This window comes from Staphylococcus agnetis (assembly GCF_011466855.1).
Taxonomy (GTDB): domain Bacteria; phylum Bacillota; class Bacilli; order Staphylococcales; family Staphylococcaceae; genus Staphylococcus; species Staphylococcus agnetis.
This window is the reverse complement of the sequence record NZ_CP045927.1, coordinates 1,613,420-1,628,108: the sequence shown is the minus strand read 5'-3', so window position 1 is coordinate 1,628,108 and position 14,689 is coordinate 1,613,420. Positions and strand designations below refer to the sequence as shown.

Here is a 14,689-nt window from a genome sequence, read left to right as displayed (position 1 = left end):
TGTTGCCAAATTAAAGTTAAAGACGTTTTACAAATATTAATCTTTTGTTAAAAAAGTGTTGACTTTAGTTAATGAGGATAGTACAATAAATCTTGTCGAAAAAATCAATGATTTTTACCGAGCGGTCGTGGCGGAACGGCAGACGCGCTAGGTTGAGGGCCTAGTGGGAGTATTCCCGTGGAGGTTCAAATCCTCTCGGCCGCATCAACATCGAATATAACACTTGCGGGTGTAGTTTAATGGCAAAACCTCAGCCTTCCAAGCTGATGTTGTGGGTTCGATTCCCATCACCCGCTCCATTAATTATTATGAACATTGAAAACTGAATGACAATATGTCAACGTTAATTCCAATAATTTTGAGTACGTAATGTACTTTCAAGAGTGATTGGCTTAACCAATCAACGAGCTATATCAAGCTTACTTCTTTTATGGAGAGTTTGATCCTGGCTCAGGATGAACGCTGGCGGCGTGCCTAATACATGCAAGTCGAGCGAACTGACGAGGAGCTTGCTCCTTTGACGTTAGCGGCGGACGGGTGAGTAACACGTGGGTAACCTACCTATAAGACTGGAATAACTCCGGGAAACCGGGGCTAATGCCGGATAACATGTTGAACCGCATGGTTCAACAGTGAAAGACGGTCTTGCTGTCACTTATAGATGGACCCGCGCCGTATTAGCTAGTTGGTAAGGTAACGGCTTACCAAGGCGACGATACGTAGCCGACCTGAGAGGGTGATCGGCCACACTGGAACTGAGACACGGTCCAGACTCCTACGGGAGGCAGCAGTAGGGAATCTTCCGCAATGGGCGAAAGCCTGACGGAGCAACGCCGCGTGAGTGATGAAGGTCTTCGGATCGTAAAGCTCTGTTGTTAGGGAAGAACATATGTGTAAGTAACTGTGCACATCTTGACGGTACCTAACCAGAAAGCCACGGCTAACTACGTGCCAGCAGCCGCGGTAATACGTAGGTGGCAAGCGTTATCCGGAATTATTGGGCGTAAAGCGCGCGTAGGCGGTTTTTTAAGTCTGATGTGAAAGCCCACGGCTCAACCGTGGAGGGTCATTGGAAACTGGAAAACTTGAGTGCAGAAGAGGAAAGTGGAATTCCATGTGTAGCGGTGAAATGCGCAGAGATATGGAGGAACACCAGTGGCGAAGGCGGCTTTCTGGTCTGTAACTGACGCTGAGGTGCGAAAGCGTGGGGATCAAACAGGATTAGATACCCTGGTAGTCCACGCCGTAAACGATGAGTGCTAAGTGTTAGGGGGTTTCCGCCCCTTAGTGCTGCAGCTAACGCATTAAGCACTCCGCCTGGGGAGTACGGTCGCAAGACTGAAACTCAAAGGAATTGACGGGGACCCGCACAAGCGGTGGAGCATGTGGTTTAATTCGAAGCAACGCGAAGAACCTTACCAAATCTTGACATCTTTTGACCGCTCTAGAGATAGAGTTTTCCTCTTCGGAGGACAAAATGACAGGTGGTGCATGGTTGTCGTCAGCTCGTGTCGTGAGATGTTGGGTTAAGTCCCGCAACGAGCGCAACCCTTAAGCTTAGTTGCCATCATTAAGTTGGGCACTCTAAGTTGACTGCCGGTGACAAACCGGAGGAAGGTGGGGATGACGTCAAATCATCATGCCCCTTATGATTTGGGCTACACACGTGCTACAATGGACAATACAAAGGGCAGCGAAACCGCGAGGTCAAGCAAATCCCATAAAGTTGTTCTCAGTTCGGATTGTAGTCTGCAACTCGACTACATGAAGCTGGAATCGCTAGTAATCGTAGATCAGCATGCTACGGTGAATACGTTCCCGGGTCTTGTACACACCGCCCGTCACACCACGAGAGTTTGTAACACCCGAAGCCGGTGGAGTAACCATTTTGGAGCTAGCCGTCGAAGGTGGGACAAATGATTGGGGTGAAGTCGTAACAAGGTAGCCGTATCGGAAGGTGCGGCTGGATCACCTCCTTTCTAAGGATAATATACGGAATATCGCCTAAGGCGATAAGGAATAACGGAGACATATTGTATTCAGTTTTGAATGCTCATTTTTGAGGATTCAACATTGTACATTGAAAACTAGATAAGTAAGTATAGATTTTACCAAGCAAAACCGAGTGACAAGCGAAAAGCTTGAAACAAAAAATTATCGCTAGTCGTCGACAGACGACTCACAATAATTAATAACTGGTGGATGGTAAGTAGTGCATATGTTATAGATACGATAAACGTGAATTGAAAGCGTTTGTCAGTCTATGAATCACAAACAAGAGCGAAGGCGCTTACTTTTGTAAGTAACTGAGCGATTTGTGCCGTGATGAAGCAGAATGCGAACGCTTATCAACACGTTTAGATTAAGTTATTAAGGGCGCACGGTGGATGCCTTGGCACTAGAAGCCGATGAAGGACGTTACTAACGACGATATGCTTTGGGGAGCTGTAAGTAAGCTGTGATCCAGAGATTTCCGAATGGGGGAACCCAGCACGAGTTATGTCGTGTTATCCGCATGTGAATACATAGCATGTGAGAAGGTAGACCCGGAGAACTGAAACATCTTAGTACCCGGAGGAAGAGAAAGAAAAATCGATTCCCTGAGTAGCGGCGAGCGAAACGGGAAGAGCCCAAACCAACAAGCTTGCTTGTTGGGGTTGTAGGACACTCTGTACGGAGTTACAAAGGAATACGTTAGACGAATAACCTGGAAAGGTTAATCATAGAAGGTAATAATCCTGTAGTCGAAAACGTATACCCTCCTGAGTGGATCCTGAGTACGGCGGAGCACGTGAAATTCCGTCGGAATCTGGGAGGACCATCTCCCAAGGCTAAATACTCTCTAGTGACCGATAGTGAACCAGTACCGTGAGGGAAAGGTGAAAAGTACCCCGGAAGGGGAGTGAAAGAGAACTTGAAACCGTGTGCTTACAAGTAGTCAGAGCCCGTTAATGGGTGATGGCGTGCCTTTTGTAGAATGAACCGGCGAGTTACGATCTGATGCAAGGTTAAGCAGAAAATGTGGAGCCGTAGCGAAAGCGAGTCTGAATAGGGCGAATGAGTATTTGGTCGTAGACCCGAAACCAGGTGATCTACCCTTGGTCAGGTTGAAGTTCAGGTAACACTGAATGGAGGACCGAACCGACTTACGTTGAAAAGTGAGCGGATGAACTGAGGGTAGCGGAGAAATTCCAATCGAACTTGGAGATAGCTGGTTCTCTCCGAAATAGCTTTAGGGCTAGCCTCAAGTGATGATTATTGGAGGTAGAGCACTGTTTGGACGAGGGGCCCCTCTCGGGTTACCGAATTCAGACAAACTCCGAATGCCAAATAATTTAACTTGGGAGTCAGAACATGGGTGATAAGGTCCGTGTTCGAAAGGGAAACAGCCCAGACCACCAGCTAAGGTCCCAAAATATATGTTAAGTGGAAAAGGATGTGGCGTTGCCCAGACAACTAGGATGTTGGCTTAGAAGCAGCCATCATTTAAAGAGTGCGTAATAGCTCACTAGTCGAGTGACACTGCGCCGAAAATGTACCGGGGCTAAACATATTACCGAAGCTGTGGATTGTCCTTTAGGACAATGGTAGGAGAGCGTTCTAAGGGCGTTGAAGCATGATCGCAAGGACATGTGGAGCGCTTAGAAGTGAGAATGCCGGTGTGAGTAGCGAAAGACGGGTGAGAATCCCGTCCACCGATTGACTAAGGTTTCCAGAGGAAGGCTCGTCCGCTCTGGGTTAGTCGGGTCCTAAGCTGAGGCCGACAGGCGTAGGCGATGGATAACAGGTTGATATTCCTGTACCACCATGATTCGTTTTAAGCGATGGGGGGACGCAGTAGGATAGGCGAAGCGTGCTGTTGGAGTGCACGTCTAAGCAGTGAGACTGAGTGTTAGGCAAATCCGGCACTCATTAAGGTCAAGCTGTGATGGGGAGAAGAAACATGTTTTCTTCGAGTCGTTGATTTCACACTGCCAAGAAAAGCCTCTAGCTAGAAGATTGGTGCCCGTACCGCAAACCGACACAGGTAGTCAAGATGAGAATTCTAAGGTGAGCGAGCGAACTCTCGTTAAGGAACTCGGCAAAATGACCCCGTAACTTCGGGAGAAGGGGTGCTCTTTGAGGTTCACGCTTCGAAGAGCCGCAGTGAATAGGCCCAAGCGACTGTTTATCAAAAACACAGGTCTCTGCTAAACCGTAAGGTGACGTATAGGGGCTGACGCCTGCCCGGTGCTGGAAGGTTAAGAGGAGTGGTTAGCATTAGCGAAGCTACGAATCGAAGCCCCAGTAAACGGCGGCCGTAACTATAACGGTCCTAAGGTAGCGAAATTCCTTGTCGGGTAAGTTCCGACCCGCACGAAAGGCGTAACGATTTGGGCACTGTCTCAACGAGAGACTCGGTGAAATCATAGTACCGGTGAAGATGCCGGTTACCCGCGACAGGACGGAAAGACCCCGTGGAGCTTTACTGTAGCCTGATATTGAAATTCGGTACAGTTTGTACAGGATAGGTAGGAGCCTTAGAAGCGTGAGCGCTAGCTTACGTGGAGGCATTGGTGGGATACTACCCTAATTGTATTGGATTTCTAACCCGCAACTCTTATCGAGTTGGGAGACAGTGTCAGGCGGGCAGTTTGACTGGGGCGGTCGCCTCCTAAAGAGTAACGGAGGCGCTCAAAGGTTCCCTCAGAATGGTTGGAAATCATTCATAGAGTGTAAAGGCATAAGGGAGCTTGACTGCGAGACCTACAAGTCGAGCAGGGTCGAAAGACGGACTTAGTGATCCGGTGGTTCCGCATGGAAGGGCCATCGCTCAACGGATAAAAGCTACCCCGGGGATAACAGGCTTATCTCCCCCAAGAGTTCACATCGACGGGGAGGTTTGGCACCTCGATGTCGGCTCATCGCATCCTGGGGCTGTAGTCGGTCCCAAGGGTTGGGCTGTTCGCCCATTAAAGCGGTACGCGAGCTGGGTTCAGAACGTCGTGAGACAGTTCGGTCCCTATCCGTCGTGGGCGTAGGAAATTTGAGAGGAGCTGTCCTTAGTACGAGAGGACCGGGATGGACATACCTCTGGTGTACCAGTTGTCGTGCCAACGGCATAGCTGGGTAGCTATGTATGGACGGGATAAGTGCTGAAAGCATCTAAGCATGAAGCCCCCCTCAAGATGAGATTTCCCAACTTCGGTTATAAGATCCCTCAAAGATGATGAGGTTAATAGGTTCGAGGTGGAAGCGTAGCGATACGTGGAGCTGACGAATACTAATCGATCGAAGACTTAATCAATTTAGTTCATAAGGTGATGCTTGTGAAACCAATACTTACTATCTAGTTTTGAATGTATAATCATTCATTTTACGAAGTGACATGTTCGAATACGAACGTTTGCCACACCGTATTTTACGAAGTGAAAACGTTTGTCACGAAGTAAAACATTGTTTGGTGACAATAGCAAAGAGGCCACACCTGTTCCCATGCCGAACACAGAAGTTAAGCTCTTTAGCGCCGATGGTAGTCGGACTTACGTTCCGCGAGAGTAGGACGTTGCCAAGCAAACGAACCCCAAGTACAAATCGTACTTGGGGTTTTTTGTATGTAATTTAAATCAGCAGTGAATAAAGCATTTTATTTTCATTAATATAAATATTTTTTGGATCAAACTGATGGATACGTTGTTTCAGTGTATTTAAGTCTTTGTGATATTTTAATTGGATTCCAATTATAACCGTTCCCGTATTTTGTGATGCCTTTTTAAGATATTCAAATTTCGTGATATCATCATCAGGGCCTAAAACATCATTTACAAATTGTTTTAGTGCACCCGGACGTTGTGGGAAATTCAAAATAAAATAGTGTTTCATTTCTTCGTACAGTAATGCACGTTCTTCAATTTCTTTCATGCGATTAATGTCATTATTACCACCGCTAATGATACATACAACCGTTTTCCCTTTAATCTCTGATTGATAATGATCTAATGCGCTGACACTCAGTGCACCAGCTGGTTCAGCAACAATGGCTTGTTTCGAATACATATCTAATATAGTGGAACATACCGCTCCTTCATCTACTTGTACATAATCATCAATGGTATGTTTACAAATGTTAAAAGTAAATTGCCCAACTTTAGCTACAGAAGCACCATCTACAAATTTATCGATATTTTCTAAACTCACAATACGATTTTGTGAAATAGATTGATACATACTACTTGCACCAAGGGGTTCAACTCCAATGCAAGACGTATGAGGGGAGTGTGCTTTAAAATAAGAAGAAACACCAGACATTAAACCACCACCACCGATTGCACCAAACACGTAATCGAAATGTATGTCTGCGTCTGTAGCTTGTGTTAAGATTTCTTTTGCCACAGTACCTTGTCCTGCAATGGTGTCAATATTGTCAAAAGGATCAATAAACGTCATTTGGTGTTTTTCGGTGTAGGATAAAGCTTCTTTTAAACAATCATCGAAGGTATCCCCAATTAATTTAATTTCAACATTGGTATCTCCAAAAAATTTAACTTGATTGATTTTTTGATTCGGTGTTGTCACTGGCATGAAAATTACTGCATTTAAATTCAGTTGACGTGCAGTGTATGCCACACCTTGAGCGTGATTTCCAGCACTGGCACATGTAATACCTTGTGACTTTTGTTTTGAAGATAATACTGAAATTGCATTGTATGCACCACGTAATTTAAATGATCGCACCCATTGTAAATCTTCACGTTTTAAATAAACATGACATTGATAATTTAATGATAAATAATGGTCATATTCAAGGGGTGTTGTTTTTACGGTATCTCGTAATCGTAAATGTGCTTCATCAATCTCTTTTACATTTAAAGTTGGTGTTGTGACAGTCATTCTGTTCACTCCTTTAATTTAGCTCGTTCATAGGCTTTTATTTCACTTTCATACGATAATGTGATAGCAATGTCATCTAATCCATTGATAAATTTATGCTTCCACGTTTCTTCAATGTCGAACGTAAATGTGTTGCCATTAGCTTGAATAAGTTGACGAGGCAAGTCAATCACTATTTCTTTTGCTTCTACGAGTTGATGTCTGGCTTCGTCATCTAGGCGTATCGGTAGTATAGCATTTTTAGTACAGTTCATATAGAAAATATCACTGAAGCTTTTTGCAATAATGACTTGAAAGCCATAATCTTTTAGTGCCCAAGCCGCATGTTCACGACTAGAACCACAACCAAAATTATCACCCGTAATTAAAATAGTTGCACCACGGTAGGGTGCTTGATTTAAAATGAAATCCGGGTTGGCTTCGCCATTTTTTAAATACCGCCATTCATCAAATAGAAAGGGCCCGAAGCCGCTTTTCGATATGCGTTTAAGGTGTACTTTAGGAATAATTTGATCCGTGTCAATATTGTCATGGAATAATGGCACAACTTTACCTTTATACGTCGTGAAGGGTTTAATTTCCATCATAATGTCTCAGCCACCTTTCTAACATCAATGAAATGACCATGAATGGCTGCTACAGCGGCCATTGCAGGGGATACAAGATGTGTCCGTGCACCTTTACCTTGTCTACCTTCGAAATTACGGTTACTTGTTGAGGCACAATGGACACCTTCTGGCACTTGGTCAGGATTCATACCTAAACACATGCTGCAACCTGGTTCTCTCCACTCAAAACCTGCTTCAATAAAAATACGATCTAGCCCCAATGACTCGGCTTCTTTTTTAACGCGCCGTGACCCTGGAACGACAATTGCGTTAATGTTTGGATGCACTTTTTGACCTTTGATAAATCGACTGGCTTCAATTAAATCAGATAGACGAGCATTCGTACATGAACCTAAAAATACATAACCTAATGGGATATCTTTAGCACGTTGACCCGGTTTAAGCCCCATGTATCGATACGCACGCGCATCATTGACGGATTTACTTTCGGGAAATGGTTCTGAAACACTCACGCCCATTTCTGGGTTCGTACCCCAAGTGACTTGAGGTTCTAATTGTGATACATCTAAGTGAATGACTTTATCAAAAGTTGCATCCGTATCACTCGATAATAATTGCCAATCCATTACTTTTTGATTAAAGTCTTGGACATACTGGCGTCCTTTTAAATATTCAAACGTTGTTGCATCCGGTTGTATGATGCCATATTTGGCACCAGCTTCGATTGCCATGTTACATAATGTCATTCTACTTTCCATTGAAAGGGATGAGATAGTATCACCTGTAAACTCTAGTGCATAGCCCGTTCCAAAATCTACGCCGTGTTGTTGAATTAAAAAGAGTATAATGTCTTTCGCATAAACCCCTTTAGGCAATGTACCTGTCACTTCGATTTTTAAATTTTTAGGTTTAATTTGCCATAACGTTTGTGTTGCAAATACATGTTCTACTTCACTTGTACCAATACCAAAAGCAATTGCACCAAATGCTCCATGTGTAGCAGTATGTGAATCACCACAAACAATCGTTTTACCAGGTTGTGTAAGTCCAAGTTCAGGGCCGACCATATGTACAATACCTTGTTCATCTGATCCCATATCAAACAATGTGACATTGAAATCTTTACAGTTTTGTTGCAGTGCTTGTATCTGATTCAGAGCTACGCTGTCTTTAATGTTGAAAATATCTGATGTTGGTACATTGTGATCTAATGTTGCAAAGGTTAAATCAGGACGGCGTAAAGGTCTCTTTTGTATACGTAAACCTTCAAATGCTTGAGGTGACGTTACTTCATGAATAAGATGTAAATCAATATAAAGTAACTGAGGTTTACCAACTTCACCTGTAATGACATGTTGATGCCAAATTTTATCAAATAATGTTTGCCCCATAATTACGCCTCCTTTATATATGCCTTAATATTTTCAATAATATCGGTGGTTTTGTAATGACCGCCCAAATCTGCAGTTGTGATATTCTCAGTTATTAAATGTGCAATGCTCTTTTCAATTAATGCTGCGGCTTTTGGAGCTTGAAAGGTTTCTTGTAAACACATTGCTAGCGATAATAACATCCCAAATGGATTTGCTGAATTTTGACCGGCTATATCTGGAGCAGATCCATGAATGGGTTCGTATAGATTGATGCCACTATGTCCTTTACTCGATGAAGGGGATAACCCTAAAGAACCTGGTAACATCGAAGCCTCGTCGCTTAAGACATCACCGAATAAATTTTCAGTGACGATAATATCAAAATGTAGCGGATTTTGGATAAGTTTCATACTACACGCATCCACAAGTAGGTGCTCTAGCGTGACATCAGGATAAAAACGAGCAACTTCAATTAATGTTTGTCGCCATAATTTACTGCTTGCGAGGACATTTTCTTTATCGACTGACGTCACACGTTGACGACGTTGTTGTGCTAGTTGAAAGGCAACATGTGCGATTTGTTCAATTTCAGATTTTGTATATACAAGTGTATCGATAGCTGACTCCGCATTGAGTACTCTAGGCTCTCCAAAATAGATTCCACCTGTGAGTTCCCGAACAATAATAAAATCTGTATTGGAAACAAATTCTTCTTTTAATGGTGATAATTTAACCATGGAAGGTAATACTTTTGTAGGTCGAATATTTGCATATAATCTGAGTGATTGACGCAATTTCAATAAACCTTGTTCTGGTCGAACTGACGCGTTTTGCCATTTTGGTCCACCTATAGCTCCCAACAATATCGCATCTGCACGTTTACAAGCAGAGAGCGTATGTTCAGGGAGGTGTGAACCATATTGATCGATAGCACACCCGCCCATAAGATGTTCTTCTAATTCATAGTCAAACTGAAATTGATGAGATAGTAATTGCAGTACTTCTAAGGTGCCTGACATAATCTCAGGCCCGATACCATCTCCAGCTAATACAACAATTTGCTTACACATGCACATCCACCTCACTTGAAACTGCAGCCATCGCTTTTGAACAAGCTTCAACATAGGCTTTACAGGATGCATAGATAATATCGTGATCAAATCCAACGCCATCAAAAGTAGTATCATTTAGACGAATCGAAACACGTACTTCAGCTTGGGCATCAGAGCCTTCAGTAACTGCTTCAATACGGTAATCACATAACTCAGGTTGAATTTTAAATATACGATCTACCGCATTATATATTGAAACTATTGAACCTGTGCCAATACTGGAGTCTTGGTAGGTATGGCCATCCTTGTCTTTAATCACGACGACGGCACTTTGTAATCCATTTGATACAAACTGTAATTGTAACGTTTCTAGTTGATAGTAAGCATGTAACTCATGTGTTGTACCTTGAATTAGGGCATGAATATCCCGGTCTGTCACTTGCTTTTTCTTATCGGCAATATTTTTAAATGCTTTAAATAGTACTTTTTGTTCTTCAGATCCTATTTCATAACCCATTTGTTTAAGCTTCTCTTGGAAAGCATGTTTTCCTGACAATTTGCCAAGTGGTAATTCAGTTTGTTGAATACCCACGAGTTGTGGTGTCATGATTTCATACGTTTCAGGATTTTTAAGAAAGCCATCTTGGTGTATACCAGATTCATGACTGAAAGCATTTTTACCTACAATGGCTTTATTTCGAGGTACAGCAATCCCGGCATAACGTGCGATCAACTCAGATGTTGCTTTCGTTTGATTAAGCTGAACACGAGTTTCTATGCCATAGTGATCTTGACGGACATATAGGCCGAGCGCAACTTCTTCAAGTGCAGTATTACCAGCACGTTCTCCAATACCATTTAAAGTTCCTTCAATTCGGGTTGCACCATTTTCAATCGCAGCCATACTATTGGCGACAGCTAGCCCGAGATCATCATGACAATGTGCGCTATAAATGATTTCAGAGTCCGATTTAATTGTTTGAAGTAGTGTTTTAAATATGGCACCATATTCCGTTGGGTAACTATAGCCAACTGTATCAGGTATATTGATAATTGTTGCACCTGCATCTACAGCTGTTTGTACACTTTGAATTAAGAAGGGTAGGGGTGTACGTGTTGCGTCTTCTGGTGAAAATTGAACAACATCAAATAATGATGATGCGTACGTCACATGCGCTTTGATAGAAGCCAGCACTTCACTTTCAGTCATATTCAGTTTTGATTCCAAATGAATTGGACTTGTAGCAATAAACACGTGAATAGATGGTTTTACAGCATCTTTCGTAGCTTCATATACCGCATCAATATCAGACTTTTTACATCGTGCTAAGCCCGTTACCGTTGTCTTTTTTAAAGTCTGTGCGATTGCTTTAACTGAATCAAAGCTCCCTTGACTTGAAGCGGGAAAGCCTGCTTCGATTACATCAACACCCCAGTTTTCAAGTTGTTTTGCGATTGCTAAACGTTCATCGAATGAAAAACTTACACCAGGTGTTTGTTCTCCGTCTCTAAGTGTGGTATCAAATAGTTGAATATGACTAGCCATCATGAACAGCTCCTTTAAATGAATCAATTACTTTTGAATTTGTTTGGCTTTGATGAAGGGCATCATTTTACGTAAATCTTGACCAACTTGTGTAATAGGATGGTCCTTTTGTGCTTGTCGCATTTGTTTGAAATGCTCAAAACCATTTTGATTATCATTAATAAATTGTTGGCTGAAGGCACCTGTTTGAATGTCTTCTAGTACAGCCTTCATGTTATTTTTTGTTTCATCAGTAATGACACGTGGACCTGAAACATAGTCACCAAATTCTGCTGTATTTGAAATAGAATATCGCATATTTTCGAGGCCGCCTTCATAAAGTAAATCAACGATGAGTTTCATTTCATGTAAGACTTCAAAATAAGCAATTTCAGGTTGGTAACCAGCTTCTGTTAAGACTTCAAATCCACTTTGAATTAAGCGTGTTACACCTCCGCATAAGACGGCTTGCTCCCCAAATAGATCCGTTTCAGTTTCTTCCTTATATGTTGTTTCTAATACGCCTGCACGTGTAGCACCAATCCCTTTGGCGTAACTTAAAGCAATATCACGTGCGTTTCCAGAGGCATTTTGATGTACTGCAAATAATGCCGGAACAGCAGAACCTTCTGTAAAGGTACGTCTAACGAGGTGGCCAGGTCCTTTAGGTGCAACTAAAAAGACATCAACGAATTCAGGTGGTTCAATGACGTTAAAGTGAATGTTAAAACCATGTGCAAACGCAAGTGCGTTATTGGGTTCTAAGTTTGGTTTGATTTCATTATCATAAACCGTACCTTGAATTTCATCTGGTAATAAAACCATTACAACATCAGCTTGTTGTGAGGCTTCACTTACGGTTAAAACATCAAAACCATCTTCTTTTGCTTGCTCAAAAGAGCGACCCGGACGAATACCAATCACAACTTCATAGCCATTATCTTTTAAATTTTGAGCATGTGCATGACCCTGAGAACCATACCCAATGACTGCAATTTTTTTACCTTTTAACGCATCGTTTTCTACATCTTGATCATAATAAACTTTTGTCATAACTTTTCCTCCTAAAAATATATAAGTTGTTTTTTCATACAATGCCAGCAGTTCCTGAGCGAGAAACTTGCTTAATTTCTAATGATGATAGATCTTCTAAAAGATGGTCTAACGTATATTGTGGTCCTGCCACTTGTAAATAAATGTGCTCGTTATCTTCTTTTAAAATAGTAACTAGCGCATCATAAGGGGCTATTAACGCATTGATTTTTGAGATATTTGAGGGTGCTTTCAATTTCACTAAGAGCAATTCACGATTAAATGTATTGGTATCCGTGATGTCTTCAACAGTTAAAATGTTGATTTGTTTTTTTAATTGTTGAATGATTGTCCGTGTAACTTGTTCATTAGGCACTTCTGCTACAAATGTTATTTCAGTTAATCCTTCTTCACGCGTAGGGCTTGCAGCAATATTGACGATATTGAATTGTCGACGTACAAAAATACTTGTAAGTCGATTTAATGTGCCTGCCTTATCGAATACTTTTAATTTAAAAGTGCGTCTCATAACAATCCCTCCATTTCATGATTCGCTTTACCACTAGGAACCATCGGTAATACAGGTTCTGCAGGTGAGATTCTCACTTCAATAAAAGCAGGACCATCATAGCGAAATGCGGCTTCGAGGGTTTGCTCTAATTGGAGAGGGTCATCGATTAAAAACGTCTTTATACCATAAGCTTCAACTAATTTAATAAAATCAGGTTGCTCATTAAATACAGAGTGTGAAAAACGTTGTTTGAAAAATTTATCTTGCCATTGTCTCACCATTCCTAAGGTACCGTTATTTATAAGTACAACTTTAATGTTCAATTGATACGCTTTAAGAAGTGCAAGTTCTTGATTGGTCATTTGAAAACCGCCATCACCTACAAATGCCACTACAGTATCATTGGGTTTTGCAAATTGAGCACCGATAGCTGCGGGAATGCCAAATCCCATCGTTCCTAAACCACCACTAGTAATGAATTGTCCGTGTGTGTTAAAAGGATAAAATTGTGCAACCCACATTTGATGTTGTCCTACGTCAGTTGTGACATAGGCTTTGCCATTTGTGATTTTTCCGATATATTCAATGGCGCGTTGGGGTTTGCAAAACTGCGTGTCTACATCCTTCAAATATTTAAATGGATGTTTTGCGTTATATTGGGCTATTTGGTTTATCCATGTATCGTATGTAGATACACGGGTTGGGTGGTGTAATAATGCTTCAATCACTGCTTTAACATCCGCTACAATACCTAAATCAGTGTCAATGACTTTATTGATTTCAGAAGGGTCAATATCGACATGAACGATTGTAGCGTTTTGAGCAAATGTCTCAGGTTGGCTTGCTAGGCGATCATCAAATCTGGACCCAAAATTGATAAGAAGGTCACAGTCTGTAATTGCCATATTACTGGCATATGAGCCATGCATGCCTCCCATTCCAAGAAACAGTGGGTGTTCGTAGGGGATTGCTCCTAATCCATGAAGGGTTGTAACGACAGGGATTTGATGACGTTCTACAAAAGTTTGTAATAAATGATTCGCTTTTGAAAAGTTAACGCCTGCACCAGCTAAAACGAGTGGTTTTTGCGCCTCTTTTAAATAATCGAGGACCTGTTGAATATCCTCAGACTTTGGCGTATGATTCACCTCATAGCCAGGTGTTAGAACAGTCGCGTCATTTGTCTTATCTGTTGCTAAAATTCCAATATCTTTTGGAAAATCAATGACAACAGGTCCTTTTCTACCTGAATTTGCGATATAAAATGCCTCTTTTACAATTTTAGGGATGTCTTTAACATCATTTACTTGATAATTATGTTTAGTAATTGGTGTAGTCATTGAAAGTAAATCCGCTTCTTGAAACGCATCTTTACCAATTCCAGCTGTGGCAACTTGGCCCGTAAAAACTACTAACGGTAGTGAATCACTATAAGCGTCAGCAATACCTGTCAACGTATTCGTGGCACCTGGCCCACTTGTGACAACTACAACACCTGGTTTTCCACTTACACGAGCATAGCCTTCTGCAGCATGTACAGCACCTTGTTCATGCCTATATAAAATGTGCGGGATCCGGTCTTCATAAATCGAATCATAAAGTGGAAGTACAGCACCACCTGGGTATCCAAAAATATACTCAACATTTTCTTCAATCAGTGCATCAATTAATAATTCTGAGCCTGATTTGGGTGATTTCGGTTCTAAATCTGGATTTAAACCTTGTACTGCATCATCTGTAGGTACCATTACTTCTTT

The 14,689-nt window shown here is 41.9% G+C and carries 8 protein-coding genes, 2 tRNA genes and 3 rRNA genes; 5 read left to right on the top strand and 8 right to left on the bottom strand.

Annotated elements, in window-relative coordinates; genetic code table 11:
- Positions 1-121: 121 nt before the first annotated feature.
- The 5 genes from GJE18_RS08285 to rrf all read left to right on the top strand — a co-directional run bounded on the left by GJE18_RS08285 (position 122) and on the right by rrf (position 5,554).
- Positions 122-204: transfer RNA gene (locus GJE18_RS08285), tRNA-Leu, on the top strand.
- A 21-nt stretch (positions 205-225) separates the two neighbouring features.
- A tRNA-Gly gene (locus GJE18_RS08280) sits at positions 226-299 on the top strand.
- Positions 300-427: 128 nt separating this feature from the next.
- Positions 428-1,979, top strand: a 16S ribosomal RNA gene (locus GJE18_RS08275).
- 381 nt (positions 1,980-2,360) lie between these two features.
- Positions 2,361-5,287, top strand: a 23S ribosomal RNA gene (locus tag GJE18_RS08270).
- Between the two features lie 152 nt (positions 5,288-5,439).
- Positions 5,440-5,554: ribosomal RNA gene (rrf, locus tag GJE18_RS08265) — 5S ribosomal RNA — on the top strand.
- Together the 16S, 23S and 5S rRNA genes with 2 tRNA genes alongside form the textbook arrangement of a ribosomal RNA operon.
- 47 nt (positions 5,555-5,601) lie before the next feature.
- Here rrf and ilvA read toward each other — a convergent pair.
- The 8 genes from ilvA to ilvB are packed head-to-tail and all read right to left on the bottom strand — an operon-like array spanning position 5,602 to position 14,680.
- Entirely contained in the window at positions 5,602-6,870 is a 1,269-nt protein-coding gene (ilvA, locus tag GJE18_RS08260; protein ID WP_060551509.1) for a threonine ammonia-lyase IlvA, read from the bottom strand.
- A 5-nt stretch (positions 6,871-6,875) separates the two neighbouring features.
- Positions 6,876-7,454 (bottom strand): 3-isopropylmalate dehydratase small subunit, encoded by a 579-nt coding sequence (gene leuD, locus GJE18_RS08255; protein WP_060552499.1) that lies wholly within the window; start codon positions 7,452-7,454, stop codon positions 6,876-6,878.
- Positions 7,454-8,830 carry a 3-isopropylmalate dehydratase large subunit gene (gene leuC, locus GJE18_RS08250; RefSeq protein WP_107368931.1) on the bottom strand — a complete coding sequence of 459 codons (1,377 nt, stop codon included), beginning with the start codon at positions 8,828-8,830 and terminating at the stop codon, positions 7,454-7,456. Before leuC ends, leuD begins: the two co-directional genes overlap by 1 nt.
- 2 nt (positions 8,831-8,832) lie before the next feature.
- Complete coding sequence (gene leuB / locus GJE18_RS08245; RefSeq protein WP_165886131.1) at positions 8,833-9,882, bottom strand: 3-isopropylmalate dehydrogenase; 1,050 nt, start codon at positions 9,880-9,882, stop codon at positions 8,833-8,835.
- Complete coding sequence (locus tag GJE18_RS08240) at positions 9,875-11,410, bottom strand: 2-isopropylmalate synthase (protein WP_107368933.1); 1,536 nt, start codon at positions 11,408-11,410, stop codon at positions 9,875-9,877. The genes leuB and GJE18_RS08240 overlap by 8 nt, the downstream gene beginning before the upstream one ends.
- Before the next feature lie 27 nt (positions 11,411-11,437).
- Positions 11,438-12,442 carry a ketol-acid reductoisomerase gene (gene ilvC, locus GJE18_RS08235; protein ID WP_060551505.1) on the bottom strand — a complete coding sequence of 335 codons (1,005 nt, stop codon included), beginning with the start codon at positions 12,440-12,442 and terminating at the stop codon, positions 11,438-11,440.
- Positions 12,443-12,476: 34 nt separating this feature from the next.
- Positions 12,477-12,950 carry an acetolactate synthase small subunit gene (ilvN, locus tag GJE18_RS08230; protein WP_103345970.1) on the bottom strand — a complete coding sequence of 158 codons (474 nt, stop codon included), beginning with the start codon at positions 12,948-12,950 and terminating at the stop codon, positions 12,477-12,479.
- Positions 12,947-14,680 (bottom strand): biosynthetic-type acetolactate synthase large subunit, encoded by a 1,734-nt coding sequence (ilvB, locus tag GJE18_RS08225; protein ID WP_370672142.1) that lies wholly within the window; start codon positions 14,678-14,680, stop codon positions 12,947-12,949. Before ilvB ends, ilvN begins: the two co-directional genes overlap by 4 nt.
- Between the last annotated feature and the right edge of the window lie 9 nt (positions 14,681-14,689).

Excerpts from the sequence above, each read along its gene's own strand:
- ilvA (WP_060551509.1), bottom strand. The coding sequence starts at position 6,870 with ATGACTGTCACAACACCAACTTTAAATGTAAAAGAGATTGATGAAGCA.
- leuD (WP_060552499.1), bottom strand. The coding sequence starts at position 7,454 with ATGGAAATTAAACCCTTCACGACGTATAAAGGTAAAGTTGTGCCATTA.
- leuC (WP_107368931.1), bottom strand. The coding sequence starts at position 8,830 with ATGGGGCAAACATTATTTGATAAAATTTGGCATCAACATGTCATTACA.
- leuB (WP_165886131.1), bottom strand. The coding sequence starts at position 9,882 with ATGTGTAAGCAAATTGTTGTATTAGCTGGAGATGGTATCGGGCCTGAG.
- GJE18_RS08240 (WP_107368933.1), bottom strand. The coding sequence starts at position 11,410 with ATGGCTAGTCATATTCAACTATTTGATACCACACTTAGAGACGGAGAA.
- ilvC (WP_060551505.1), bottom strand. The coding sequence starts at position 12,442 with ATGACAAAAGTTTATTATGATCAAGATGTAGAAAACGATGCGTTAAAA.
- ilvN (WP_103345970.1), bottom strand. The coding sequence starts at position 12,950 with ATGAGACGCACTTTTAAATTAAAAGTATTCGATAAGGCAGGCACATTA.
- ilvB (WP_370672142.1), bottom strand. The coding sequence starts at position 14,680 with ATGGTACCTACAGATGATGCAGTACAAGGTTTAAATCCAGATTTAGAA.